The sequence below is a fragment of the Niveibacterium sp. genome (genome assembly GCF_041909475.1).
In the GTDB taxonomy this organism is placed as follows: Bacteria; Pseudomonadota; Gammaproteobacteria; order Burkholderiales; family Rhodocyclaceae; genus Niveibacterium.
Map to the genome: position 1 here is coordinate 65060 of NZ_JAYRDJ010000002.1, position 24089 is coordinate 89148.

The window sequence follows — 24089 nt, forward strand, 5'->3', positions numbered from 1 at the left end:
GCCGACAAAAGACTCAGATGCTTCATGTAAGGCCGATGACACCGGGTGATCTCGACCCGGTGTTTGATTTGCAATGCCGGGCGCACACCCCGGATTACCACGAATCCCGCACTGCGCTGGCAAGCCGCTTCGAACGAGGCCGCAAGACCTGCTTCGTCGCCGAACGGGGCCACCATGCCGTGGCCTATCTGCTCGCCCACCCTTGGGCCGGGCCGCCGCCGGTGCTGCACCACCCGCTGTCGAAACTGGCGCAGGCCGATCATCTGTTTCTGCACGATCTGGCGGTGCTGCCGGAAGCGCGCGGCGCGGGTGCTGCCGCTGCGCTGATCGCAGCCCTTGAGAAGCAGGGGCGCCGCGACGGCTTTGGCGAGATCCGGCTTGTTGCGCTGGTGAACGCGGTGAGCTTCTGGCAGCGGCTTGGCTGGAAGCCGCTTCCGGGCGTCGTGCTGGACCGCAGCTACGGCGTGGGCGCGCGCGTGAAGGCGCGCGCCATTCCCGCCTGATCAGGCTTTCTTGTCGCCGGCCGGCGTGCCGGACGAGCGCAGATTGCTGACTTTCAGCAGCAGATCGAACCAGAAAGGCGCACCGAAACTCACGCTCAGCGCCGTCAGCAGGAAGCCCAGCAGCTTCAGCGCGCGTTCCAGCCAGCTGGTCTGGCGGAATTGCTTGAGGCACAGCCGGGTGGAATCCTCAACGCCGCGATCGGGTTCCGCGAGGCAGCTGTAGCCAACCGGCAGGCCGCGCTCGCGGCCTGCATCGAGCAGCGCGTTGAGTTCGATCTCGCGCTCACTCGCGATGCGCGAGGCTTGCGAACTGGCGAGCATCCGCAGCGCCGGGTCGTGTGCGAGGCTGCGCGCGACCTGCAGGGTGTCGACGTTCAGGCCGATCGATACGACAAGGCCGACCACGAACAGCAGGCGCTGCACATTGCGCTTGTACCAACCACCGGTGCGGTCCATCTGGCTGTCGAACCAGTCGCTGAGCGCCTTGCGCAGATCATCGAGCGATTTGCCGTTACGCATCGCAAGCCGAGACAGCGGCACCCCGACCGCGATGCCGCATTCGCCGAGGAAGGCGGCCGAGCGGGCAAATTCGGCCACCACCGGGTCCATGTTGTCGGGCATCGGCTTCTCGGCAAAGCCGCTGATGCCCATCGCGTTGGCGCGCGCCGGGATCAGATCCAGCACCGCCGCGACGAAGCGTTCGGTGGCGAGGTAGGAGGGGGCGCTGCGCTGGCCGTGGTGCACCGTATGCGACACAGCCGGGTGCTGCAGCAGGCGGCGATAGAGGGTTTCCTCGCCGAGCAGGTGGAACAGGCTGTTGCGCAGGAAGCGCCCGCGCAGCCCGCTTCGCGCCGCGAGCATCTCGACCACCGACGAGCAGAATACCGACAGCGCGGCGAACAGGATCGCCAGCCCCAGCACCACATCGAGCATCGTGAGCATCATGCGCGCACCTCCGGCCCGGCAAAGCTGCGGTCGGCATCGCTCGCCGAATGCAATTGTTCGCGTCCGGCGTGGGCGAGGTTCAGCGGCCGGTAATCCGGGTCGTTGCTCCACTTGTCCCATGCAGCGCTGTGCACCGCTTCGTTGAGCCCCTCGACGCAGATACGGCGCAGACGGCGGCGGGAGAACAGGCGGTAGAGGCCGCCGATGAAATCGCGCCACGCGTCTATCGTGGGTGCCAGGTACTCGCTGCCATCCAGGCGCAGGCGGCGCGGCGCGAAGTGGCCGCCGCCGGGCTCTTCCAGATGCTGGCGGAAACGCACGACCGGCGCCGCCTGAGCCGCCATCCATAGCAAGCTGATCTCGCACAGCGCGTCGTCTGGGTAGCCGCCGCCGACTTGCGCATGGCAGCCCGGGAACCAGACCTGCAGCACATCGGCGCCGTCGCGTGCGGAGGTCCACAGCACCGGTGCATAGTCGGCCCGATGTTCGTCGATCGCCAGGGCATGGCGCGCGATGCGCACATGGTCCGGCAATTGCGTATTGCCGAAGCGCAGCCGGGTGCGGCCGATCGGCGGCCAACTCAGGTTCAGCGTGGGCACGCCCAGCGCACCGACGGTATCCCAGACACCGAGAAAGTCGACCGGCACCGTCTCGCAACGCCAGTTGCCGGGCAGAACCGGCGGCTTGCGGGTTTCGCGCGCAGTCGTAACCGCATCGAGCGCGGCATCAAAGGCCGCTGCATCGCCGCCACGCAGCAAGCCCGGCGTGCCAAGCAGGGCGGCCAGCACCCGTGCGGTGTAGGCGCCGCGCGAGAAGCCGACGATCGCGATGCGGTCGCCGTCGCGGTAGCGCGTCGCCAGCCAGCGATAGGCCTGCATCACGTTGTCGAGCAGGCCGCTGCCAAAGGCGCCGCCGAAGATGCGTTCGTGCAGGCGGCGGCGCCGCTTGGCGGATTCCGGGATGCCGACGCCTTCGTCGTAGTAGGTCAGCTGTTGCTCGTCGCGCATCAGCTGTTCGAAGAAGCGTACGACGTTGGTACGCGAACCAACGTCGTTCCAGGTGCCGTCGAGGCAGACGACGAGCGTGTGGGCTTCGGAGTCGGGCATGAGGGTCAGATCACAATGGGCGCCAAATCTCTTGATGGCACGCCCGGCATGGATTTGCAAGCCTTACGCGGGCCTTGGCAGTGTTTATCGCACGAGGTGGGCGGCGCGACGCAGATCGAGGATGTTGCGCAGCTTCACGTCGACACAGGCCGGGTGGACGCTGCCGCGGTTGATCCACACCGTGCCCATGCCCAGTGCTTTGGCCGCGCGCAGGTTGGGCAGGGTGTCTTCAACCAGCACGCAGCGGTGTGCGGGCAGGCGCAGTGCGTGCAGTACGCGGCGGAAGGCGCGGGTCTGCGGTTTCGGTTGCAGGCCGAGCTGCTCGATGCCGAACACTGCCTCGAAACTGCGCTCCAGGCCGATGCCGCGCAGCACTGCATGCGCATAGGCCGCCGGCGCGTTGGAGAACAGCACCTTGCGGCCCGGCAGTTGCCGCAGGCGGCCGGCGAGTGCGCGGTTGAAGACGAGCATGCGGCGCAGCTGCGGAAACTGATGCGTCTCATGCAGAAAGTGTGCAGGGTCGGTGCCGTGGTTGCGCATCAGGCCGAGCAGGGTGGCGCCATAGCGATGCCAGTAGTCGACGCGCAGCGCGTCGGCGGCTGCTTCGTCGAGCTGCAGGTGGCGCATCAGGTAGTCGGTCATCGACCGGTTGATGTGCGGAAAGATATGCGGGCTGGCGTCGTGCAGCGTGTTGTCGAGATCGAACAGCCACACGCGGGCGGCTTGCGCGTAGCGCGTGCCCGCCATCAGCCGCCGCGCTCCGGCCGCGGTTTGAACTGGATCACCGGGCGGCCGTCCTCGCTGGTGCGTGGCGCCGCTTTCCAGGCGTGGCCGTAGATCACCTCGAAGCTCGCCGGCAGCCGGCCGTTCTGCCGCAATTGCTCATAGGCTGCGCGTGCGCGTGCCCAGCCGCCTTTGCCGGCAAGGCCGCGCGGGCGGGCCGCCGATACGTTGGTGGCGCCGGCGCGGCGCAGGTCGGCAAGCAGGCCGTCGAGATCGGCATAGGTCAGCGTGATGGTTTCCATATCCATCACCGGTTCCGAGAAACCGGCCTTGACGAGGCAGTCGCCCAGATCATGCATGTCGATGAACCGGTGCACCCGCTCGCCGGCGCCGGCTGGCATCACGGCGCGCAGTTCCTTCAGCGTATCCGGCCCGAGCGTCGAGAACATCACCATGCCGCCGACTTCGAGCACCCGGTGCATCTCGCGGATCGCAGGCATCGGGTCGGCCAGCCAGTTCAGCATCAGGTTGGACCACACCATCTGCACCGAGGCGCGTGCCAGCGGCAGCGCTTCCACGTCGCCGCAAATCAGGCGCGGGTCGGTGTCGCGTGCGGCGCCGAGCAGGCGCTGGAAGAAGCTGCGCTCACCGCGTGCCATGCGCACCAGCGGCAGCGCGTAGTCGACGCCGATGCGCTCGGCCTGCGGGTAGCGTTCGCCGAGGAGCGAGAAGTCCGGCCCGATGCCGCAACCGGCATCGAGCAGGCGGCGCGGTTCGTGGCGGATATAGGTCAGCCGTTCGGCCATGCGTTGCGCGACTTCGCGCGCAAGGAAGCCGGCCTCGTCGGCATGCGGCGCGCTGCGTGCGAAGCGGTGGCGGGCGGCGAGGCGGTCGAGCGAAAAATCCTGCGGGATCGTCATGGGGCGGGATTCTACCTGTGCCACGGCGGCCGCATCGGGCATGATCCGCCGCATGAAATTCCGCCGCCTGCCGCCCCTTGCCGTGCTGCACACCTTCGAGGTCGCATCGAGCCTGTTGTCCTTCAAGGATGCGGCGGCGGTGCTGCATCTCACGCCCTCGGCGATCAGCCATCAGATGCGGGCGCTGGAAGGCTTTGTCGGCCAGCCGCTGTTCCACCGCTACAACCGGCGCCTGGCGCTGACCGATGCGGGCGAGCGCTACCTTGCCGAAGTGCGCGCGGCACTCGAATCGCTGCGCGACGCGACAGACGATTTGCGCCGCGGCGCCGGCGTTGAACGCCTGACGATGTCGGTCGGCACCTTCATCGGCACCGAATTCGTGCTGCCGCGGCTGGCTGATTTTCAGCGCGCGCATCCGGAGATCGAGCTGCGCGTTGTGGCCGAGCAGGCAGAGCGCGATCTGCTGCGCGGCGAGGCGGACATCGCGGTGCGCCTGGCCTACAAGCCACCCCGTGGTGTGCATGTGGTGCCGCTGGCGTCGGTAGCGGTGCTGCCGGTCGCGAGCCCCGCGTTCGATGCGGCGGCGCTTGCGGATGACGCTGCGCTGCTGCAGATCGCGCAGCTGCCGTCGGCCTGGTCGGCGTGGTTCGACTGGGCGGGCTTGAAGCACGTCGCGCCGCGACGCGGGCCGAGTTTCGACAGCTACGGCTCCTTGCTGTCGGCCTGCGAACGTGGTCTCGGCGTGGGGCTGGGGGTCTTGCCGGTGGCGGCCGGATGGCTCGCAACGGGCCGCCTCAAGGCGCTGCATGCCGAGCCGATGCCGACGCCGTTTTCCTACCTGATGCTGTGCCGCCCTGCGGACGCCGAGCGCCCTGCAATGAGGGCCGTAGCACAGTGGCTGCAGACCCTGTTTGCCGCATGACTTCAGGCTGACATTGCCTCCCCGAGTCATCCATGACACCCCAGACTTCCTCGATTGATCCGCGTGCCTTGCTGCGGCAGATGTTCGACGCAGCGATCGCCAGCGCGCAGCCGGCACACTGTGTGCCGCCCCATTTGCCCGAACGCCCGCGCGGGCGCCTGATCGTGGTGGGGGCGGGCAAGGCTTCGGCCGCGATGGCGCAGGCGGTCGAGGCCCATTGGCACGGGCTGCTCGAAGGTTTGGTCGTCACCCGCGCGGGCTACGGCGTGCCCTGCACGCGCATCGAGATCGTAGAGGCCGCTCATCCGGTGCCGGACGCCGCCGGCCTGGCTGCGGCCGCGCGCATCCTCGACAAGGTACGCGGCCTCAGCGCAGACGACACCGTGCTGTGCCTCATCTCCGGCGGCGGTTCCGCGCTGATGCCCTTGCCGCTGAGCGGCGTCATGCTCGCTGACAAACAGGCGATCAGCCGCGCGCTGTTGAAGTCCGGCGTGAGCATCAGCGAAATCAACTGCGTGCGGCGCCATCTTTCCGCGATCAAGGGTGGCCGCCTGGCTGCCGCGTGTTACCCGGCGCGGGTCGTCAGCCTTCTGATCTCCGACGTGCCGGGTGACGACCCCTGCGACATCGCATCCGGCCCCACGGTGGCCGACCCGAGTACCTGCGCCGATGCGCTGGCGGTGTTGCAACGCCACGAGATCGCGCTGCCCGATGCGGTGCGTGCGGTGCTGGAATCCGGCCACGGCGAATCGATCAAGCCGGGCGACCCGCGCCTCGCACGCGCGTCGGCAACGCTCGTGGCGACGCCGCAGCGCGCGCTTGAGGCGGCTGCGGCCGTGGCCCGTGCGGCCGGCGTCACGCCGTACATCCTCGGTGACAGCATCGAGGGCGAAGCGCGCGAGTTGGGCAAGGCAATGGCCGGCATCGCGTGCCAGGTGGCGCAGCGTGCTCAACCGTTCAAGCCGCCCTGCGTGCTGCTGTCGGGCGGTGAGACGACCGTGACGGTGCGTGGCGCAGGCTGCGGCGGGCGCAACGTCGAATTCCTGCTGTCACTGGGCCTCGCGCTTGCCGGCGAGGCGAAGGTGCATGCGCTGGCGGGCGACACCGATGGCGTCGACGGCATGGTCGATATCGCAGGCGCCGTGCTCGCGCCTGACACGCTGCTGCGCGCCCGAGCGCTCGGCTTGCGGCCGCAGGCGAGCCTGGATGACAACGACGCGCACGGATTCTTCGGCGCGCTGGGCGATGCGGTGGTGACCGGCCCGACCTTGACCAACGTGAACGACTTTCGCGCGATCCTGATTCTCTGATTGGGCGTCGCGTGAATTGAGTTCATGCGACCGCGTGTTCGATCTCGTTTGTCGCCGGCTCGGGGGGCTTCCACACTGCGGGCATCCCCCAACAACCGAGCCACGGCCATGCAGACAGAAGAACGCCGCATCGAAGCGCCCGACGGTCACCCGATCGCGGTGACGCTGTTCCACCCCGACACGCCGGCCGGGCTGTCGGTGCTGATCGGCAGTGCCACCGGTGCGCCACGCCGCTACTACCGCAACTTCGCGCGCCACCTTGCTGCGCGGGGCTGCACCGTGCTGAGCTTCGACTATCGCGGTATCGGTGATTCGGTCGACCCGATGCTGCCCGGCAGCGCGCTGCGCTTCCGCGACTGGGGCCTGCAGGACATGCCGGCTGCGCTCGACCTGCTTCACGACATCGCCCCCGGGCACCCGATCGTCGCCGTCGGGCATTCGGCTGGCGGGCAGATGCTTGGGCTGCTGCCGAACAACGACCGCCTCGCTGCGGCGGTCACGGTTGGCTCGCAACTCGGCTACTGGGGCTACTGGCCAAGCTTCAGCTGGCGCTGGCGGATGCGCGCCATCACCGCGCTGAGCATGCCGCTCACGGTGCGCAGCTTCGGCCGCTTGCCCGGCATTTTCATGGGCGGCGTGTCGCTGCCTGCGGGCATTGCGCTGGAGTGGGCGCGCTGGTGTGGCCACCCGCACTACTACCTCGATGAGCGCGGAGCGCCGCACGCGACGACCTTCGCGCAGATGCGCACGCCGGTTCGCCTGTACGCAATTTCGGACGACCATTTCTATGCACCGGCAAGTGCGGTGGCCGCGTTGCAGCGGCGCTTCACGCCCGGCAGTGCCGAGCTGGCGCTGCGAGCGCCCGAGGATTGGGGTCTGCGTGAGGTTGGACACTTCGGCTTCTTCCGCGCGACGATGCCCCGCTCGGCCTGGGACGAAGTGATCGACTGGTTGGCGGCCGCGGCCCGGGTTCGGCTGCATGCCGATACCGCGTTTTCCGCGCCTGAGGCGGGCTCGCCGGGCTTCGCGTGGCAGCCTGGCGAGCTGAACACCGCGTAGCGCTGCACCTCGCTCGGTAAGCAGCGCACAGGCCGAGGCTTGGCCGGTGCGCCGCTTATCGGCGATGAGCATGCTGGACGGCGAGCGGGGATCACGGCGCGCTGCGGGCTCAAGCGCGCAGCGTGCGCTGCCGATAATCCGCAATACCACTGCCGCTTACGAATCCAGCGTCCTCACCTGATGATATTGCCCCCGGCCGTTCTCCGAACCCTGTTGCGTCTGGGGCTGTCGCTGCTCGCTGCGATGCTGTCGGCGCAGGCCTTGGCGGGCGTCGCCGACGACATCAACGAAATCGAGCGCGCCCATGGTGCCGACTCCGATGTCGTGATCAGCAAGATCGCTGGCATGGAGAGTGCGGCGCGCAAGTCAGGCGGGGTGGATCTGCGCGTCTTCCTTGCCGCCTGGGGCTACGCCCACGCGATGACCGGCGGGCGTGCCGTGGCCGAAGCGGCCGCGAGCGAACTGGAAGACCAGGGCGTGCGCACCAAGGACAACGAAACCCTTGCCGCCGCCTACACCCTGCGCGCCAATATCCTGGAACTGCAGGGCCGCACGCGCGTCGCACGCGACTGGGTGGCAAAGGCGGTTCCGCTGGCCCTGCACTCGTCTGATCTGTCGCTGCGCTATTGGGTTGCCACCAGCGCCGGCTTCGGCGCCTATCAATCCGGCGCGCTGGAGGAGGCGCTGGCGATGTTCCAGTCCGCCTTGAGCGCGGCGGAGGAGACGAAGGACGACCGGCGTCAGGCACAAACCCATATCAGCATGGCGTCGCTGCTGCTGACGCTGAAGGATTCGGCCGGGGCGATGCGGCACGCCGAAGCGGCTTTCCGCTTCGCTCAGGCGGGCAAGCAGTTCAGCCTTGCGGCGGAGGCCAAGGCACTGGAGGCCCTGGTGGCCGAGGCGCAGGGCGATACCGAGCGTCAGCGCAAGGCGACCGAAGCCTCGATCGCGCTGTCGAAGGATGTGGGTGGGCCGGCGGCGCAGCTGGGCGTGCTGCTGAATCTGTCGGACCTGAACCTGCGGGTGCGCAACTTTGCCGCGGCGCGTGCGCAGGCCGATCAGGCGCTTGCGCTGGCACGTTCCCTGAACGACGAACCGGGCCAAGCCACCGCCGAGTTGAACCTCGGCTTCGCGCTGATCGGACTTGGCAAGATCGTGGAAGGGCGCCGCATCGCCGAGCACGGCGTGGCCTACTACCGCAAGATCGATTCCAGGAGCGATGTGCTCGCCACGCTGAACCAGTACGGCGAGATCCTCGAGCGCGCTGGCGACGCAGGACATGCGCTGAAGGTGGTGCGCGAAGCGCAGGCGATCGAGGACGAGATGCTGCGTGGCGACCGCCAGCGCACCGTGGTCGAGATGCAGCAGCGCTACGAGGCGGAGAAGCGCAGCAAGGAGATCGAGCTGCTCAACCGCGACAACGCGCTGAAGACCGCCGAGCTGGGCCGTCAGCAGATGGCGCGCCGCTCTTCGTGGCTGCTGGCGGTGGTGCTGGCGCTGGCCTCGATCATCGCGATCCTGCTCTACGGCCGCGTGCGGCGTGCCAACCAGCAGCTCGCCGCGAAGAATGCGGATCTGGAATTCATGAGCAAGCACGATCCCTTGACCGGCTTGTTCAATCGACGCCACTTCACCAGCCTGCTCGAAGCGCTGCCGCCCGAACTACCGCATCGGCGCGAGGAGGATGCGGACGATCTGGTGCGTGCGGTGTTCCTGCTCGACATCGATCACTTCAAACAGATCAACGACAACCACGGCCATCGCGATGGCGACGCGGTGCTGGTCGAAGTCGCGCGCCGCCTGCGCGAAACGCTGCGCGACAGCGAAACGGTGGTCCGCTGGGGCGGCGAGGAATTCCTCGTGCTGGCGCCCGCGATCCGCCGTGCGCATCTCGACGAGTTGGCGACCCGCCTCTTGCACACCGTCGGCGCTGCGGCGATCTCGACCTATGGCCCCGCGCTGCGTGTCACGACCAGCATCGGCTATTCACCGCTCGAACTGCCGGGTGACCCGAGCGAGCCCGACTGGGAACGCGCACTGCATCGTGCCGACCTCGCGCTGTTCCTCGCCAAGCGGCGCGGCCGTAACCAGGCGATTGGTGTTTGCACCTTCTGCGACGCAGAGGCGATCGAACGCAACGACGATGCTGCGCTGCCGCCCTCGATTCCGGGGCCGGCGGTGGCCTGAGCGTAGCGCCGTCGATGTTGCGCGAGGCCTGGCAAGCGGTTGAGGCGTGGTTGGCCGACCACACCTGGGCGCAACTGATCCTGCGGCTGCTGCTGGCGGCCTTGATTGCATGGCCGCTGGTGCGATGGCAGGGGCTGGTCGGCCTTGCGCTCGCGCTGGTGCCGATGGCCGCGCTGATTGCGGTGCCACTCACGCTTACTGGCTTCGATCTGCTGCGCTGGCTGCGCAAGCGCCACCTCAAGCGCTGGAACGGGCGTTGGTACGCTTTTCACGGCATCCAGATCCGCCTTTTCGAACTGCCGGACCACACCTGGCTGTGCGCCGACGATGTGCTGCGCGCGCTGGGCGAGCCGGTGGACGGCGTGGTGCACGAACGCTTCCGCAATCAGTTCGGCGCGCTCGGCTATCGCGAGCCGCCGGGCGAGACCTTGATCTGCTTTTCGGAGGCTGCGCTGCGCCGCTTTCTGTCACTGCGCAACGATGCACGTTCGCGTGAATTCGCCCGCTGGCTGGAGCGTGACGTGCTGTTCGCCCATGAAAAACGGCGCCGTGAGGCGCCGTTTTCGTGATCGGCTTGTGGCCGCTTACACCGACTTCATGCCAAGGCGTTCCAGCAGCGAGCGGTCGCCTTCGACGTCCGGGTTGCCGGTTGTCAGCAGCTTGTCGCCGTAGAAAATCGAGTTTGCGCCGGCCATGAAGGCGAGCGCTTGGCCCTCATCGGTCATCTCGCGACGGCCCGCCGACAGGCGTACATAGCTCTTCGGCATCGTGATGCGTGCGGCGGCGATCGTGCGGATGAACTCGAACGGGTCGATCTTCGGCTGATCGGCCAGCGGCGTGCCCTCGACCGCAACGAGGCTGTTGATCGGCACCGATTCGGGCGGCGGTTCCATGTTCGCGAGCTGCGCAATCATCGCAGCGCGGCCGCGGCGCGATTCGCCCATGCCGACGATGCCGCCGGAACAGACGTTGATGCCGGCATCGCGTACCTTGTCGATGGTGTCGAAACGATCAGCCTGCGAATGTGTGCCGACGACCTTGCCGTAGAACTCGGGCGCGGTGTCGATGTTGTGGTTGTAGTAGTCGAGGCCGGCGTCCTTCAGTTTCTCGGCCTGACCTTCGCGCAGCATGCCCAGCGTGACGCAGGTTTCCAGCCCCAGCGCCTTGACCTGCTTGACCATCTCGATCACCGGCTCCAGATCGCGGTCCTTCGGGCCGCGCCAGGCCGCGCCCATGCAGAAGCGGCTCGCGCCGTTGGCTTTGGCGAGCTTGGCCTTCTCGACCACCTCGGCGACCTTCATTAGCTCTTCACTCTCGACACCAGTGTGGTAGCGCTTGGCCTGCGAGCAGTAGCCGCAGTCCTCCGAGCAGCCGCCGGTCTTGATCGACAGCAGCGTCGAGCGCTGTACGGCGTTCGGGTCGAAATGCTCGCGATGCACCTGGGCGGCACGGAAAACGAGTTCCATGAAGGGCAGATCGAACAGGGCCTGGACCTCGGCAGTGCTCCAGCGTTGGGCCGCCTTGGGCGCCGGCGCCGTGGTGACTGATTCGGTGACAGTTGCGGACAAGCTCATAGGGATGCTTCCTGCTGCGGTGTGACAATCACCGAATGGTCGGTGAAAGGCGAGAGCTGTGTCAAACGTGATTGTCGCGCTGCAGCAAGCATGGAACCGGGTCGGCGGCCGCCTGATGCCGCAGGCGTGCTTCGTTTGCGCAGCACCGGCGGCGGATCGGGTGCTGTGCGCCACTTGCAGCGCGGCACTATCGGCAGTCGCCAGCGAGTGCTGCCCGCGTTGCGCGATCGATTGTCCGGGGGGCGCGGTCTGTGGGCGTTGCTTGAGCCATCCGCCGCGTTTCGATGCGACACGGGCGGTGTTCCGTTACGCCTTTCCGGTCAGCGAGCTGGTGCAGGCGTACAAGTTTCAGGCGCGTTTCGGTGTTGGGCGCTATTTCGCTGAGCGGCTGCTTGCTGCGGCCGCCGGCCTGCAGGTGGATGCCGTGATCCCCGCGCCGCTGCATCCGCACCGCTTGGCTTCACGCGGTTTCAACCAGTCGGTGTTGCTGGCCGAGCCAGTGGCGCGAGCGCTCGGCGCACCGCTGTTGCGCGACGCGGTGCGCAAACTGCGGCGTGTGGCGCCGCAGGCCGGCCTGACACTGGAAGAGCGCCAGCGCAACCTGCGCGGCGTCTTTGCTGCGCAGCGTCGCTTCGATGGCATGCGTGTGCTGGTGATCGACGATGTGATGACGAGCGGTACGACGCTCGACGAACTGGCTGGTGCGCTGAAGGCGGCGGGTGCCGCGCGCGTCGAGGCCCTGGTTGTCGCACGGACCCCTGCAGGCCCTAACTGAAACTGAGCATCGCTCGGTCGGCTTCCGGCGTGATGACCCCGCGATGCAGCATGCTTTCGAACACGCCAGGGGGCACCGGCGGGCACCAGTAGTAACCCTGCGCTTCGGTGCAGCCCTCGCGGCGCAGGAATTCGACCTGCGCGATCGTTTCGGCGCCCTCAGCGATCACGTCGAGCTTGAGCGCCTCACCGAGCTGGATGATCGCGCGCACGATCGCGGCGTCGTCCGAATCGACTGGCACATCGCGCACGAAGCTCTGGTCGATCTTCAGGCGGTCCACCGCGAAGCGCTTGAGGTAGGACAGGCTTGAATAGCCGGTGCCGAAATCGTCGATCGACAGGCGCACGCCGAGGCCCTTGAGTTGCTGGATCGTCGATAGCACTTCGCCGGCGTTTTCCATCAGCAGGGATTCGGTCAGTTCCAGCTCTACACGATCTGGCTCATGGCCGGTTTCTTCGAGCACTTCGCGCACCATCGCGACGACGTTGTCGCGGCGGAACTGCAGTGCCGACATGTTCACCGCCATCATGATCGGCGGCAGACCCTGTTTTTCCCAAGCGCGCGCCTGGCGGCAGGCCTCGCGCAGTACCCAGCGGCCGATCGGCACGATGAGGCCGGAATCTTCCGCAATCGGGATGAAGCGGGCCGGCGAAATGAAGCCGCGCTGCGGGTGTTGCCAGCGCAACAGCGCCTCGGCGCCGACCACCATGCCGTCTTTCAACGACACCTGCGGCTGGTAGTACAGCGTCAGTTCGTTACGTTCCAGTGCTTGCCGCAATGCGTTTTCAAGCTGCAGCCGTTCGAGCGCATTGGCGTTCATCGCTTCGGTGAAGAAGCGGAAGGTGTTCCGGCCGCTTTCCTTGGCGTGATACATCGCCGTGTCGGCGTTCTTCATCAGGCTTTCCGGGTCGCGACCGTCGTTCGGATACACCGCGATGCCGATCGAGAACGAGGTGCCGATGCGGTGCGTGTCCACATCGAAAGGTTCGGCCAGCGAGCCGAGGATCTTCTCCGCCACGCGCGCCGGTGCGCGGGTGTTGGGCATGTCGTTGAGGACGATGATGAACTCGTCGCCGCCCTGGCGGCAGATCGTGTCCGAGTCGCGCACGCAGGTCCGCACGCGCTCGGCGACCTGTTGCAGCAGCCGATCGCCGGCGTGGTGGCCGAGCGAGTCGTTGATCATCTTGAAGCGGTCGAGGTCGAGGAAGAGCAGGCCGACCATCGTGCGTTCGCGGTGTGCGCGAGCGAGCGACTGCGAGAGTCGATCCTGCATCAGTGCGCGGTTGGGCAGGCCTGTCAGCGGGTCATGGTGAGCGAGGTAGGCAATGCGTGCTTCGTTGGCCTTGCGCTCGGTGATGTCGGAGAAGACCGCCACGTAATGCGAGATCTGCGCCTCCTGGTCGCGCACCGAACTGATCGATAGCCAGGCAGGGAAAGCCTTGCCGTTCTTGTGCGTATTCCAGACCTCGCCCTGCCAGAAGCCGTCGCGTTCGATGCTGCGCCAAACGCCTTCGAAAAAGCCGGTCTCGTGGCGGCTGCCGGTGACGTCTGGCAGGCTGTGGCCGATCACCTCGCGCACATCGAAACCGGTGACGGTGCTGAAGGCAGGGTTGGCGCGCACGATGTTGCGATCGGCACCTGCGACGACGATCGCTTCGACGCTGTTCTCGAACACCGACGCGGCCAGCCGCAACTCGGCCTCGGCCTGCAGGCGCTGCGTCATGTCGGTGATGGTCGTGACCACCGCGTGCGGGAAGGGGTCTTCATCGCGTTGAAGCGGTGAGGACTTCACCCACAGCGTGCGGATTTCTCCATTGCGGGCGCGGAAGGCCACCATGTCGGCGACCGGCTCGCCGGTGGCCAGCGCGCGCATCGGCGGCAGGGTCTCCGGCGCGCGCTCGGAGCCGTCGGCGAAGACAAAATCGATCAGCCCGGAATCGAGGCGGAACTTCGCCAGCTGTGCCGGCGAGATGTCGTAGATCTGCGCCACCGCGTCGTTGCACACCACCACGTCACCCGCGGCGTCGCGCATCACGATGCCCTCGTCGATCGAGCTGACGATCGTGCGCATGCGCGCTTCGCTCTCGCGCAGCACCGCTTCGGTCTGCTTGCGGCCGCTGATGTCCTCGATCACGACCATGTACTGGCTGGGGTCGCGTGACAGCGCGCGCACGACGCTGACCGTCATGGCCACCCAGACGAGCCCACCGTCGCGGCGGCGGATTCGCATTTCCAGAGCGATGACCTCACGCGCCGACCCGGCCAGCGTCACCAGCTGAGCATCGACGCGCGGTGCATCGTCCGGATGGAGGAGTTCGCGGAAGTCCATCTGCAGCAGATCGGCTTCCGAATAGCCGGAGATCTCGGTGAACCGCCGGTTCACGCGGGAGTAACGCCCGGCCAGCGAGCACATTGCGATGCCGACGGCGGCCTGTTCGAAGGTCGAACGGAAGCGTGCTTCACTGTCTTCCAGCGCGGCCTCGGTGGCTTTATGCACCGATAAATTGATCAGCAGGCTGCTGATACGGTCGATGCTGCCGTCGGGTTTGCGGTGCACCGTCCGCATGTCGCGCACGAAGACGGTCTGGCCGTCGGCGTGCAGCATCCGGTATTCGAGTTCGTGGTCGTAGCCCAGCTCGGTCTGGGCGCGGAAGAACTCGATGACGAAGCTGCGGTCTTCGGGATGGATGTTCTCGCGCCAGAACCCCGATTGAGCCCAGGCGTTGAGTGGAAACCCCAGCAGCAGTTCTGCCTGCGGCGATACGTAACTGCACAGCCCGGTGGCCGGATCAAACTCCCAGGCTACCGCGTTCGTACCCTCGATCGTCTTGCGGAAGCGCCCAGCCTCGGCGCGCGCCTCGTCCCGCAGCAGCTTGAGCGCTGCGGTGCGACGGCGCGCTTCAAAGGCGGCAACAAGCGCCAGCGCAGCGACAAGGCTGGCGATCACAGAGAACCACAGCCAAACGGCGCCATTCCCCGTATCGCCGGCAAAGGCCGGTGCTGCGGCGGTCAGAAGGCCAAGGGCGGGCGGGATGTGGCGTACAGCGTGCATGCGGCGGACGAGCCAAGCTCCCGGTGACGGGCGGACACCTCCGTTTACGGTCAGGGGGCGCAGAACTTGAAGGCGTCGCCTCAGCCGCCAGGCTTTGTGACCAAAAGAAAAGGGCCCCGCTTTGGCGGAGCCCCTTTGTTCAGCTGCCGGACGAAGCGGTTTGCTTACAGTTCCTTGGCGTGGCTTGCCAGGTACTCGGCGACGCCGGCGGTCGAGGCCTTCATGCCGGCCTTGCCCTTGTTCCAGCCCGCCGGGCAGACCTCGCCGTGCTCTTCCGTGAATTGCAGCGCATCGACCATGCGGATCATCTCGTCGACGTTGCGGCCCAGCGGCAGGTCATTGACGACCTGGTGGCGCACGACGCCGGCCTTGTCGATCAGGAAGGAGCCGCGGAACGCGACGCCGCCGGCGGCTTCCACATCGTAGGCACGGCAGATGTCGTGCTTGATGTCGGCAACCAGGGTGTAGCCGACTTGGCCGATACCGCCGTTGTTGACGGGGGTGTTCTTCCACGCGAGGTGGGTGAATTGCGAGTCGATCGAGACGCCGATCACTTCAACGCCGCGCTGCTTGAACTCTTCCAGGCGATGGTCGAAGGCGATCAGCTCGGACGGGCAAACGAAGGTGAAGTCCAGCGGGTAGAAGAAGATCACGCCGTACTTGCCCTTGAGGGCGTCCGACAGCTTGTAGTTTTCAACGATCTCGTTGTTGCCGAGAACGGCGGTTGCGACGAAATCCGGGGCTTGCTTGCCGACGAGAACAGCCATTTGATTCTCCTTGTTGAATGTCCGGGAAGCCGGGAGTCTTGCCGCGCGGAGCCCCGTGATGTGTCCGGTGCGAGCACCGGGCCGGGGGCCGCACTGCTTGCGGGCAGGACGCTCAGGCTTCCAAGTGGGTTGGGCGCGGGAGTATTCCCGACACCTTGAAGGGCGTCAAACCTTGCTGTAGCAAACTCTCATTCTAGACCGTCGGGCGCTCGGAAAAACCCCATGTCACCGAATCGTCATCTTCGGCGGGATTGCGCAACACATCGGTGACCCGCGCGGCCGGCGGGCCGCGCCGCGCCCAGGTGACGAGCGCCTCGATCGCCTCCGGTGTGCCGCGCACGAAGGCCTCCACGCTGCCATCGCGGCGATTGCGCACCCAGCCTGCCACATCAAGCCGTTCGGCCGCCTGCATCATCGACCAACGGTAGCCGACGCCCTGGACGACGCCGGTGATCAGCAGATGCTCGGTGCGCAGTGTCGTCACGCGAGTTTCCTCAGCAGTCGTGCTTCTTCCACGCCTGCCTGCAGCGTGTCGCAGAAGTGGTTGTCGCCGAGCCGGTCGGCGAAGCCGGAGCGGTGGATGATCGACAGCGGCTGCTTGTTGAGCCCGCACAGCACCAGATCGGCCCTGGCCTTGCGCAGATCGCGCAGCAGGTTGTCGAGCATCTCCAGCGCGGTAGTGTCGAGGTTGATCACCTTGTACATGTCGAGCACCACGATCGTGCCTTCGAGCTGCTTCACGTCGAGTTCGTCCTCGATCTTGCCGACCGAGCCGAAGAACATCGAGCCGAACAGGTGGAAGGCGGCGATCCCCTCGTTGCTGGCGCCGTCTGGCCCCTTTGCCGGCAGCGCGAGGCGTTCGACACCCGACAGTGTCTGCACCCGGTAGATGAAGAACAGGCTTGCCAGCACCATGCCGATCTCGACCGCCAGCGTCAGGTCGAAGATCACCGTGATCAGGAAGGTCGCCAGCAGTACCACGCGGTAGTTCAGCGAGTAGCGCCGCAGTTCGCGGAACTCATGCCATTCGCCCATGTTGACCGCAACCAGCACCACGATCGCCGACAAGGTCGCCAGCGGCACATAGGCAGCGGCCGGTGCCGCGATCAGCACCACCAGCAGCAGCGTGATCGAGTGTGCGATGCCAGCCACCGGCGTGCGCCCGCCACTGCGCACGTTGGTCGCGGTGCGCGCGATCGCGCCAGTGGCGGCGAAACCGCCGAACAGCGGTGCAGCGAGGTTGGCAAGCCCTTGCGCCATCAGTTCCTGGTTGGGGTCATGCCGGTCTTCGATCGCGGCATCGGCCACCCGTGCCGACAGCAGCGATTCGATCGCGCCGAGCAGTGCGATCGTGATCGCCGGCGAGATCAGTCGGCCCAGATCCGATAGCGTCAGCTCCGGCAGACTGATAGGCGGAATCGCCTGCGGAATGCCGCCAAAACGGCTGCCGATGGTTTCCACTGGCAGCTTCAGCAAGGCGTTGGCGGCCGTGGCGATGACCAGCACCGCCAGCGGGCCGGGCACCCGCGCCATCCACGTCACCCGTTTGGCCATGCGGTTCCAGCCCAGCAGCACGCCGAGCGAAGCGAAGGCGAGCACCACCGTTGGTACGTCGGCATGGGGGACCGCATAGAAAAGCGTGCGGACCTTGGCGAAGAACTCGGCCGGCAGGTTTTCGATCGGCAGGCCGAGGAAATCCTTGATCTGCGCGAGGAAGATCACCACTGCGATGCCGTTGGTGAAGCCGATCACCACGGTGCGCGGGATGAAGCGGATCAGGCTGCCGAGCCGCGCGAGCGCGAGGCCGACGAGGATCGCGCCGGCCAGCATCGTGGCGATCAGCAGGTTCTGCACGCCGTAGTGCGCAACGATGCCGTAGATGATCGGGATGAAGGCGCCGGTCGGGCCGCCGATCTGCACCCGCGAGCCGCCCAAGGCGGCAATCAGCAGGCCGGCAACGATGGCGGTCCAGATGCCTGCCGTGGGTGACATGCCGCTGGCGATTGCGAAGGCCATCGCGAGTGGCAGCGCGAGTACGCCGACGGTGAGGCCGGCCGAGAGGTCTTGCGTGAGTTGCTGCCGGTTATAGCCGGGCAGGGTGACGAACAGTTTCGGTTTGAAGTTGATCACGGTAAAGCGCTCCAATGCATTGACGGTAGGTGGGGTCATGCATGGCGCAGGCGCCGGGGCCGACCCGGTGCTGCGTGATCCAGCGTTTGGTACGGGTCAACGGCATCGCGTCACACCAGCTTCAGCCACATCGTGACGATCAGCGGAATCAGCATCGCCGCAACGAGGCCGTGGATGCCCAGCGCTAGCCCGGCGAAGGCGCCGGCTTCCGGGTGTTCCTGAAAGGCGCGCGCGGTGCCGATGCCGTGCGCCGCGGTGCCCAGCGCGAAGCCGCGCACGGCCGGGCGATGCACGCCGAAGTTGTCGAGCAGGCTGGGGCCGGCGACCGCGCCGACGACGCCGGTGAGGATGCAGAACACCGCGGTCAGCGAGGGCGGCCCGCCGATCTGCTCGGTGATACCCATCGCGATGGGCGTGGTGACGGACTTCGGAATCAGGGCCAGCAGCGTTTCGTGGCTGGCGCCCAACGCCCACGCGGTGAGCACCGCACTGGCTGCACCGGCCGCGCCGCCGCCGATCAGGCCCACCGCAAGCGCGAGGCGGATGCGCCGCATGCGCGACCACATCGCGGCCATCGGCACCGCGAACGCCACCGTAGCGGGGCCGAGCAGGAAGTGCACGAACTGTGCACCTTCGAAGTAGCGCTGATAGTCCTCGCCAACGAGCGAGATGCCGGTCGCCAGCAGCACGATCGTGATCGCGACCGGGTTGGCCAGCGGATGGTTGTTGAGGCGGCGCGCCAGTGCCAGCGCCAGCAGGTAGGCGCCCAGCGTCGCGCTCAGCGCGAACAGTGGCGAGGCCGATAGATAGACCCACAGCCGGAAGATGTCGTCGCGGATCGGCAGCACCGTCACGATTCGTCCTCCTGCGGCGACTCCGGCTCGGGCGCCAGCCGGTGCGCGACCCAGGCCGTGACGACCAGGCCGACCGAGGTGCTGACCAGCAGCGCGACGACAATCGGCAGCCATTCGGCCCGTAGCCGCGGCAGGAACATCACGACACCCACGCCGGCTGGCACGAACAGCAGCGCGAGATGGCCATGCAGCATTTCTGCCGTTGGCCGCAGCCGTTCGATCCAGTGCGGCCGGGCGCGCAGTACCGCGAAAAGCCCCAGCAGGCCGAGCACCGGGCCGGGGATCGGCAGATGCAGCAGGCGCGCAAGCCCCTCGCCCACCAGTTGAAATACGAGCAGGGCGAGCAGGCCTTCCAGCATCAGCGTGTCATCAAGGTTGGGTTGTCGATCCGTCCTGCGGCATTTGCTTCAGGACTTCGGCGAGCATCTTCACTGCAGCGACCAGGATCGTTGCAAGGCCGCCGAAGGTGAAAACCAGCGCCTGCAGCGTCGAGCCCGGAACGTTGTTGAAGAAGAAGCCAGGACCATGCACCAGGTAGCCGGCGCCCAGGGCGAGCGCCAGCACGCCCGCCACGTCCACCAGGGCCCACATCATGATGGTGGGCGTCGGGCGGACGCGGCGTTTGGGGCGGTTGAGCATCGCTGCGTGGCCTCAGCGGACCCGCATGCCGGGCATTGCGCCCGAATCCGGCGACAGAATGAACAGGCCCGGCGTGTTGCCGGTGTCGTCCGAGGCAGCGAGCACCATGCCTTCACTCATGCCGAACTTCATCTTGCGCGGCGCGAGGTTGGCCACCATCACCGTGAGGCGGCCGACCAGCGTGGCCGGGTCGTAGGCCGACTTGATGCCGGCGAAGACCTGGCGCGGCTTCTCTTCGCCGATATCCAACTGCAGCTTCAGCAGCTTGGCAGCGCCTTCGACATGCTCGGCCGAGACGATCTTCGCGATGCGCAGATCGACCTTGCCGAAGTCGTCGATGCTGATGAAGGGCTCGAACTCGTCAGCCTTCTTCGCTTCTTCCACCGCTTCGTGCGTCTGGTGCTGGCTGTGGCGCTGCGGTTGCTCCGGCGCGGCGGGCGGGATGTTCTCGGGCGGCGGGAACAGGGCCTCGAGTTGTTTCGGGTCGACGCGGGTCATCAGGTGCTCGTAGGGGTTGATCGTTGCCAGCAGGCTGGTGTCGTCCCAACGCGAGAAATCGCAGTTGAACAGACGGCCCACTTTGCCCGCTACGGCCGGCATCACCGGCGCCAGCATGCGGGTGAGGCGTGCGAAGGCGTTCAGCGCTACCGAGCACACGCGGTGCAGATCGGCTTCACGGCCTTCCTGCTTGGCGAGTTCCCACGGTGCGTTGGCGTTGACGTATTCGTTGGTGCGGTCGGCGAGCGCCATGATCTCGCGGATCGCCTTCGAGTACTCGCGCCCTTCGAGGAAGTCGCCAACCGGGCCGGCTGCCGCCGCGATGGCCGCCAACAGCGTCGCGCCTTCCGTGCCGAACTCGGTCGACACTTTGCCGCCGAAGCGCTTGGTGACGAAGCCGGCGCAGCGGCTGGCGATGTTCACATACTTGCCGATCAGGTCGGAATTGACCCGCGCGAGGAAGTCTTCGGAGGTGAAGTCGACGTCTTCGACGTTTGCGTTGAGCTTGGCGGCGATGTAGTAGCGCATCCACTCGGCGTTCATGCCGAGTTCCAGGTAGCGCAGCGGCGAGATGCCGGTGCCGCGCGACTTGCTCATCTTCTCGCCCGACACGGTCATGAAACCATGCACGAAGACGTTGTTCGGCACCTTGTAGGGCGTGCCAGCGAAATGCAGCATCGCCGGCCAGAAGAGGCAGTGGAAGTAGACGATGTCTTTGCCGATGAAGTGGATCTGCTCGGTCTGCTTGTCGGCGAGGAAGGCCGCCATGTCACCGCCGAGCTTGTGGAAATGATTCTTCAGGCTCGCGAGGTAGCCGATCGGCGCATCCAGCCAAACGTAGAAATACTTGCCCGGCGCATCCGGGATCGGAATGCCGAAATAGGGTTCGTCGCGCGAGATATCCCAGTCCGCGAGCCCGTCGCCCGATTCCAGCCACTCCTTGGCCTTGTTGGCGATCTGCGGTTGCAGTCGGCCGTCCTGTGTCCAGCCGCGCAGGAACTCGACGCAGCGCGGGTCCGACAGGCGGAAGAAGAAATGCTCCGACTGCTTGATCACCGGCGTCGCGCCGGACAGCGCCGAGTACGGGTTCTTCAGCTCGGTCGGTGCGTACACCGCGCCGCAGCTCTCGCAGTTGTCGCCGTACTGGTCCTTCGCGCCGCAGCGCGGGCACTCGCCCTTGATGTAGCGGTCGGGCAGGAACATCGCCTTGACCGGGTCGAAGAACTGCTCGATCACCTTGCGGTCGATGAAGCCGGCTTCGCGCAGACGCACGTAGATGTCCTGCGACAGTTCGACGTTCTCCGGCGAATCGGTCGAGTGCCAGTTGTCGAAGCTGATGTGGAAGCCGTCGAGGTACTGCGGCCGGCCCGCCGCAATGCCGGCAACCAGCGCTTGCGGCGTAATGCCCTCAGCCTCGGCCTTCAGCATGATCGGCGCGCCGTGCGCATCGTCCGCACACACGAAATGCACTTCGTGACCGCGCATTCGCTGATACCGCACCCAGATGTCGGCCTGGGTGTATTCCATGATGTGGCCGATATGGAAGGCGGCGTTCGCGTAGGGCAGGGCGGTCGTGACGAAGAGCTTGCGATGTGGCGCGGTCATGTGCGTTCCGGTACAGCGGGGAAAACGTGAATTCTAGCAAGCGGCGCGCGCTTCGGCCGCGCCAGCACTGGAATTCGTGGGTTTCATGCGCGAGGTCAGCGCCTTCGTCAGCGCTTGTTTGTGCTGCGGGGCGGCCGCTGCGGCGTGGTTTTGGCGATTGCGCGCGTAGAGTCGTCCGTTTAGCCGTGATAAACTTGAGCAAATCAGTCGGGTTTGCGCCCGGGTTTGTTCCGTTTCCAGCGAGTGCATCGATGAGTCTCAGCCAGCAACAGCTTCTCGAACACGTCGGCAGCCTGACCGACCCCAACACCGGCAAACCCTACGCCGCAGCCAAGGCCGTCAAGGCGGTATCGCTCGATGGCGGGCGTGCCAGGGTCGTGATCGAACTTGGCTATCCGGCCAGCAGCCAGTTCGCGGCGATTCGCGCGCAGATCGAGGGGGCGCTGAAAGCGCTGCCGGGCGTTGAATCGGTCGCGGTGGAAGTCGCCAGCCTCGTCGTGCCGCACACGGTGCAGGGCAATGTAAAGTTGCTGCCGGGCGTGAAGAACATCATTGCGGTGTCGTCCGGCAAGGGCGGCGTCGGCAAGAGCACGACCGCGGTGAACCTCGCGCTGGCACTGGCGAGTGAAGGCGCTCGGGTCGGCATTCTGGACGCCGACATCTACGGCCCGAGCCAGCCTCAGATGCTGGGTCTGAACGATGCGCGGCCCGAGAGTGAAGACGGCAAGACCATGATTCCGCTGCAGGCTCATGGGCTGCAGGCGAATTCGATTGGTTTCCTGGTCGATGTCGAGCAGCCGATGGTGTGGCGCGGGCCGATGGCCACGCAGGCGCTGCGCCAGCTGCTGATGGACACCAACTGGGACGAGCTCGATTACCTCGTGATCGACATGCCGCCGGGCACCGGCGACATCCAGCTGACGCTCGCGCAGATCGTGCCGGTGACCGGCGCCGTGATCGTTACCACACCGCAGGACATCGCGCTGCTCGACGCGCGCAAGGGCCTGAAGATGTTCGAGAAGGTCGGCATCCCGATCCTTGGCATCGTCGAGAACATGAGCATCCACGTGTGCTCGAACTGCGGCCACGCCGAACACATCTTCGGCGCTGGCGGTGGCGAGAAGATGTGCGCCGACTACGGCGTGCCCTTCCTCGGTGGCCTGCCGCTGGATATCCGTATCCGCGAGCAGACCGATTCCGGTACGCCGACGGTCGTTGCCGATCCGCTAGGGCCGCTGGCGGATGCCTACCGCGGCATCGCGCGCAAGGTGGCGATTTCGATCGCAGAGCGGCAGCGCGACATGCGCTTCAAATTCCCGAACATCGTGGTGCAGAACACCTGAAACGAAAAACGCCGGCACAAGCCGGCGTTTTCTTGTGGGCGTGGCGAGCTCAGCGCACTGACACCCACCAGACGATCAGCGCAATCACCGCCGCGCCGCCCAGCAGGGTCGCGATCAGGCGGATGCGTGCGCCGCCGTCACCAACCGGTGCCGACGATGGTACCGGGGTGTCGCTGTCCGGCCCCATCACCATGATCGTTGTCGCGGCATGCTGGTTCGGCATCACGGTGGGCGGATCCGGCAGGCGGTTGACGCGCTGCGGTGGCGCGATCGGTGTCACCGTTGCCGGGCCGGTGGTATGGCGCGGCAATTCCTGCATCCGCGCGGCGGCGCGCTGAGGCGTCGGCCGATAGTAGTCCGGCAGCTCTGGCGGCGCTTCGTCCGCGGCCGGTTCGTCGTTCGGCTCAGCGGTCAGCGACTGGATCGACTCCAGGTAGGTGGCGACCATGCCGTGTTCGGCAGCCGCGTCGGTCGGCATGTCGGCCAAGGCTTCGGCTACCTCGCTTTGCGGCGCGACCGGCTTGCGTGCCGCAGGCGGCACGATCATCGTCGGCATCACCGAGTGCGTGGCGGTATCGACATGGCGGGCGTCGAAGGGCTGTTGAATGCCTTCGCTGCGCTCAAAACCGGCTTGCGTAGCGCCGACGATGGCCGGGCCCGCCAGATGCGTGCGCTCGGGGTCGAACGGTTCGGCAAGGCCCGCGCTGCGTTCCGGTTCCGGCGGGGCCATGTAGGACGGCGCGGGTGTGTCCGGCAAACTGACCGGCGCCAGCACATCATCCGCGGCTTGCGGGGCCGGTGCGCTGGCGATGGCCGCGGCGGCTGGCTGAGCTGCGGGTGCGGCAGGCGGCGTCGCAACGGCCGGAGCGGGTGCTGCGGGCGCCGCGACAGCCGGTGCACGCGCTGGTTCAGGCATCGGCTCCGCATAGGCTTTCATGCCGATGCGTGCGAGCACCGCGACATAGCGCTGCGCGCTGACCGGGTCGAGCCCCTTTTTCAGCACCGCGAGACGCCCGGAGAACATCAGGCCGGCTTGTTCGATTGTGGCGCCCAGCCGCTCGGCGGCAATCTGCATGACCTGTTCACGGACATGCCCATCGAGCACCTCACCCCGGAATGTGATCCGGTAGCGCGTTTCCATCGGGATACCTGGCCTTTCGGTGTAGTCGGTTGTGCC

At 66.7% G+C, this 24089-nt stretch carries 22 protein-coding genes and 1 pseudogene; 9 read left to right on the top strand and 14 right to left on the bottom strand.

Annotated features, from left to right (window positions below):
• Positions 1–17 precede the first annotated feature (17 nt).
• Positions 18–503 carry a GNAT family N-acetyltransferase gene (locus tag ACE3P0_RS02520; RefSeq protein ID WP_374399498.1) on the top strand — a complete coding sequence of 162 codons (486 nt, stop codon included), beginning with the start codon at positions 18–20 and terminating at the stop codon, positions 501–503.
• Here ACE3P0_RS02520 and ACE3P0_RS02525 read toward each other — a convergent pair whose 3' ends face one another.
• The 4 genes from ACE3P0_RS02525 to ACE3P0_RS02540 form a co-directional block, all read right to left on the bottom strand.
• Positions 504–1448 carry a hypothetical protein gene (locus ACE3P0_RS02525; RefSeq protein ID WP_374399500.1) on the bottom strand — a complete coding sequence of 315 codons (945 nt, stop codon included), beginning with the start codon at positions 1446–1448 and terminating at the stop codon, positions 504–506.
• Positions 1445–2554: a DUF2235 domain-containing protein gene (locus ACE3P0_RS02530; protein WP_374399502.1), complete on the bottom strand. Its 1110-nt coding sequence runs from the start codon at positions 2552–2554 to the stop codon at positions 1445–1447. The genes ACE3P0_RS02525 and ACE3P0_RS02530 overlap by 4 nt, the downstream gene beginning before the upstream one ends.
• A gap of 84 nt (positions 2555–2638) precedes the next feature.
• Positions 2639–3301 carry a pyrimidine 5'-nucleotidase gene (locus tag ACE3P0_RS02535; RefSeq protein WP_374399504.1) on the bottom strand — a complete coding sequence of 221 codons (663 nt, stop codon included), beginning with the start codon at positions 3299–3301 and terminating at the stop codon, positions 2639–2641.
• Positions 3301–4197, bottom strand: coding sequence for a methyltransferase domain-containing protein (locus ACE3P0_RS02540; protein ID WP_374399505.1), 897 nt, complete (start codon positions 4195–4197; stop codon positions 3301–3303). The genes ACE3P0_RS02535 and ACE3P0_RS02540 overlap by 1 nt, the downstream gene beginning before the upstream one ends.
• Positions 4198–4249: 52 nt before the next feature.
• Between ACE3P0_RS02540 and ACE3P0_RS02545 the strand changes: the two genes are divergently transcribed.
• The 5 genes from ACE3P0_RS02545 to ACE3P0_RS02565 all read left to right on the top strand — a co-directional run bounded on the left by ACE3P0_RS02545 (position 4250) and on the right by ACE3P0_RS02565 (position 10244).
• Entirely contained in the window at positions 4250–5119 is an 870-nt protein-coding gene (locus ACE3P0_RS02545; RefSeq protein WP_374399507.1) for a LysR substrate-binding domain-containing protein, read from the top strand.
• A gap of 32 nt (positions 5120–5151) precedes the next feature.
• Positions 5152–6429 carry a glycerate kinase gene (locus ACE3P0_RS02550; RefSeq protein ID WP_374399509.1) on the top strand — a complete coding sequence of 426 codons (1278 nt, stop codon included), beginning with the start codon at positions 5152–5154 and terminating at the stop codon, positions 6427–6429.
• 108 nt (positions 6430–6537) lie between these two features.
• Positions 6538–7488, top strand: coding sequence for an alpha/beta fold hydrolase (locus ACE3P0_RS02555; RefSeq protein WP_374399511.1), 951 nt, complete (start codon positions 6538–6540; stop codon positions 7486–7488).
• A gap of 180 nt (positions 7489–7668) precedes the next feature.
• On the top strand, positions 7669–9675 hold the full coding sequence (locus tag ACE3P0_RS02560) for a GGDEF domain-containing protein (RefSeq protein WP_374399513.1): 2007 nt from the start codon (positions 7669–7671) through the stop codon (positions 9673–9675).
• A 14-nt stretch (positions 9676–9689) separates the two neighbouring features.
• Positions 9690–10244: a hypothetical protein gene (locus ACE3P0_RS02565; RefSeq protein WP_374399514.1), complete on the top strand. Its 555-nt coding sequence runs from the start codon at positions 9690–9692 to the stop codon at positions 10242–10244.
• A gap of 15 nt (positions 10245–10259) precedes the next feature.
• Here ACE3P0_RS02565 and bioB read toward each other — a convergent pair whose 3' ends face one another.
• Positions 10260–11249 (bottom strand): biotin synthase BioB, encoded by a 990-nt coding sequence (bioB, locus tag ACE3P0_RS02570; RefSeq protein ID WP_374399516.1) that lies wholly within the window; start codon positions 11247–11249, stop codon positions 10260–10262.
• 115 nt (positions 11250–11364) lie between these two features.
• Between bioB and ACE3P0_RS02575 the strand changes: the two are divergent.
• Positions 11365–11502: pseudogene (locus ACE3P0_RS02575) on the top strand (ComF family protein); the annotation flags it as partial.
• A 9-nt stretch (positions 11503–11511) separates the two neighbouring features.
• Positions 11512–12024 (top strand): ComF family protein, encoded by a 513-nt coding sequence (locus ACE3P0_RS02580; protein WP_374399907.1) that lies wholly within the window; start codon positions 11512–11514, stop codon positions 12022–12024.
• Here the strand turns inward: ACE3P0_RS02580 and ACE3P0_RS02585 are convergent.
• The 8 genes from ACE3P0_RS02585 to metG form a co-directional block, all read right to left on the bottom strand.
• A complete protein-coding gene (locus ACE3P0_RS02585) occupies positions 12017–15076 on the bottom strand; it encodes an EAL domain-containing protein (RefSeq protein ID WP_374399518.1) in 3060 nt (1019 codons plus the stop codon). The genes ACE3P0_RS02580 and ACE3P0_RS02585 overlap by 8 nt on opposite strands.
• Positions 15077–15240: 164 nt before the next feature.
• The gene (locus tag ACE3P0_RS02590; protein ID WP_172197348.1) at positions 15241–15843 is read right to left on the bottom strand and encodes a peroxiredoxin; all 603 of its coding nucleotides are present in this window, start codon (positions 15841–15843) and stop codon (positions 15241–15243) included.
• A gap of 193 nt (positions 15844–16036) precedes the next feature.
• The gene (locus ACE3P0_RS02595; protein WP_374399521.1) at positions 16037–16327 is read right to left on the bottom strand and encodes an acylphosphatase; all 291 of its coding nucleotides are present in this window, start codon (positions 16325–16327) and stop codon (positions 16037–16039) included.
• Positions 16324–18012, bottom strand: a complete 1689-nt coding sequence (locus ACE3P0_RS02600; RefSeq protein ID WP_374399523.1) for a SulP family inorganic anion transporter — start codon at positions 18010–18012, stop codon at positions 16324–16326. The genes ACE3P0_RS02595 and ACE3P0_RS02600 overlap by 4 nt, the downstream gene beginning before the upstream one ends.
• 71 nt (positions 18013–18083) lie before the next feature.
• Entirely contained in the window at positions 18084–18827 is a 744-nt protein-coding gene (locus ACE3P0_RS02605; RefSeq protein WP_374399525.1) for an LrgB family protein, read from the bottom strand.
• Positions 18824–19186, bottom strand: coding sequence for a CidA/LrgA family protein (locus tag ACE3P0_RS02610; protein ID WP_206253756.1), 363 nt, complete (start codon positions 19184–19186; stop codon positions 18824–18826). The genes ACE3P0_RS02605 and ACE3P0_RS02610 overlap by 4 nt, the downstream gene beginning before the upstream one ends.
• A 10-nt stretch (positions 19187–19196) precedes the next feature.
• Positions 19197–19466 carry a hypothetical protein gene (locus tag ACE3P0_RS02615; RefSeq protein ID WP_172197363.1) on the bottom strand — a complete coding sequence of 90 codons (270 nt, stop codon included), beginning with the start codon at positions 19464–19466 and terminating at the stop codon, positions 19197–19199.
• 12 nt (positions 19467–19478) lie between these two features.
• Entirely contained in the window at positions 19479–21569 is a 2091-nt protein-coding gene (gene metG / locus ACE3P0_RS02620; RefSeq protein ID WP_374399527.1) for a methionine--tRNA ligase, read from the bottom strand.
• A gap of 251 nt (positions 21570–21820) precedes the next feature.
• Here metG and apbC point away from each other — a divergent pair, with 251 nt between their 5' ends.
• The gene (gene apbC / locus ACE3P0_RS02625; protein WP_374399529.1) at positions 21821–22912 is read left to right on the top strand and encodes an iron-sulfur cluster carrier protein ApbC; all 1092 of its coding nucleotides are present in this window, start codon (positions 21821–21823) and stop codon (positions 22910–22912) included.
• Positions 22913–22961: 49 nt separating this feature from the next.
• Here the strand turns inward: apbC and ACE3P0_RS02630 are convergent, their stop codons facing one another.
• On the bottom strand, positions 22962–24053 hold the full coding sequence (locus ACE3P0_RS02630; RefSeq protein WP_374399531.1) for a hypothetical protein: 1092 nt from the start codon (positions 24051–24053) through the stop codon (positions 22962–22964).
• Between the last annotated feature and the right edge of the window lie 36 nt (positions 24054–24089).

Excerpts from the sequence above, each read along its gene's own strand:
- ACE3P0_RS02585 (WP_374399518.1), bottom strand. The coding sequence starts at position 15,076 with ATGCACGCTGTACGCCACATCCCGCCCGCCCTTGGCCTTCTGACCGCC.
- ACE3P0_RS02550 (WP_374399509.1), top strand. The coding sequence starts at position 5,152 with ATGACACCCCAGACTTCCTCGATTGATCCGCGTGCCTTGCTGCGGCAG.
- ACE3P0_RS02535 (WP_374399504.1), bottom strand. The coding sequence starts at position 3,301 with ATGGCGGGCACGCGCTACGCGCAAGCCGCCCGCGTGTGGCTGTTCGAT.
- ACE3P0_RS02615 (WP_172197363.1), bottom strand. The coding sequence starts at position 19,466 with ATGCTCAACCGCCCCAAACGCCGCGTCCGCCCGACGCCCACCATCATG.
- ACE3P0_RS02560 (WP_374399513.1), top strand. The coding sequence starts at position 7,669 with ATGATATTGCCCCCGGCCGTTCTCCGAACCCTGTTGCGTCTGGGGCTG.
- metG (WP_374399527.1), bottom strand. The coding sequence starts at position 21,569 with ATGACCGCGCCACATCGCAAGCTCTTCGTCACGACCGCCCTGCCCTAC.
- ACE3P0_RS02590 (WP_172197348.1), bottom strand. The coding sequence starts at position 15,843 with ATGGCTGTTCTCGTCGGCAAGCAAGCCCCGGATTTCGTCGCAACCGCC.
- ACE3P0_RS02520 (WP_374399498.1), top strand. The coding sequence starts at position 18 with ATGCTTCATGTAAGGCCGATGACACCGGGTGATCTCGACCCGGTGTTT.
- ACE3P0_RS02610 (WP_206253756.1), bottom strand. The coding sequence starts at position 19,186 with ATGCTGGAAGGCCTGCTCGCCCTGCTCGTATTTCAACTGGTGGGCGAG.
- ACE3P0_RS02545 (WP_374399507.1), top strand. The coding sequence starts at position 4,250 with ATGAAATTCCGCCGCCTGCCGCCCCTTGCCGTGCTGCACACCTTCGAG.
- ACE3P0_RS02555 (WP_374399511.1), top strand. The coding sequence starts at position 6,538 with ATGCAGACAGAAGAACGCCGCATCGAAGCGCCCGACGGTCACCCGATC.
- apbC (WP_374399529.1), top strand. The coding sequence starts at position 21,821 with ATGAGTCTCAGCCAGCAACAGCTTCTCGAACACGTCGGCAGCCTGACC.
- ACE3P0_RS02600 (WP_374399523.1), bottom strand. The coding sequence starts at position 18,012 with ATGACCCCACCTACCGTCAATGCATTGGAGCGCTTTACCGTGATCAAC.
- ACE3P0_RS02525 (WP_374399500.1), bottom strand. The coding sequence starts at position 1,448 with ATGATGCTCACGATGCTCGATGTGGTGCTGGGGCTGGCGATCCTGTTC.
- ACE3P0_RS02630 (WP_374399531.1), bottom strand. The coding sequence starts at position 24,053 with ATGGAAACGCGCTACCGGATCACATTCCGGGGTGAGGTGCTCGATGGG.
- ACE3P0_RS02540 (WP_374399505.1), bottom strand. The coding sequence starts at position 4,197 with ATGACGATCCCGCAGGATTTTTCGCTCGACCGCCTCGCCGCCCGCCAC.
- bioB (WP_374399516.1), bottom strand. The coding sequence starts at position 11,249 with ATGAGCTTGTCCGCAACTGTCACCGAATCAGTCACCACGGCGCCGGCG.
- ACE3P0_RS02530 (WP_374399502.1), bottom strand. The coding sequence starts at position 2,554 with ATGCCCGACTCCGAAGCCCACACGCTCGTCGTCTGCCTCGACGGCACC.
- ACE3P0_RS02565 (WP_374399514.1), top strand. The coding sequence starts at position 9,690 with ATGTTGCGCGAGGCCTGGCAAGCGGTTGAGGCGTGGTTGGCCGACCAC.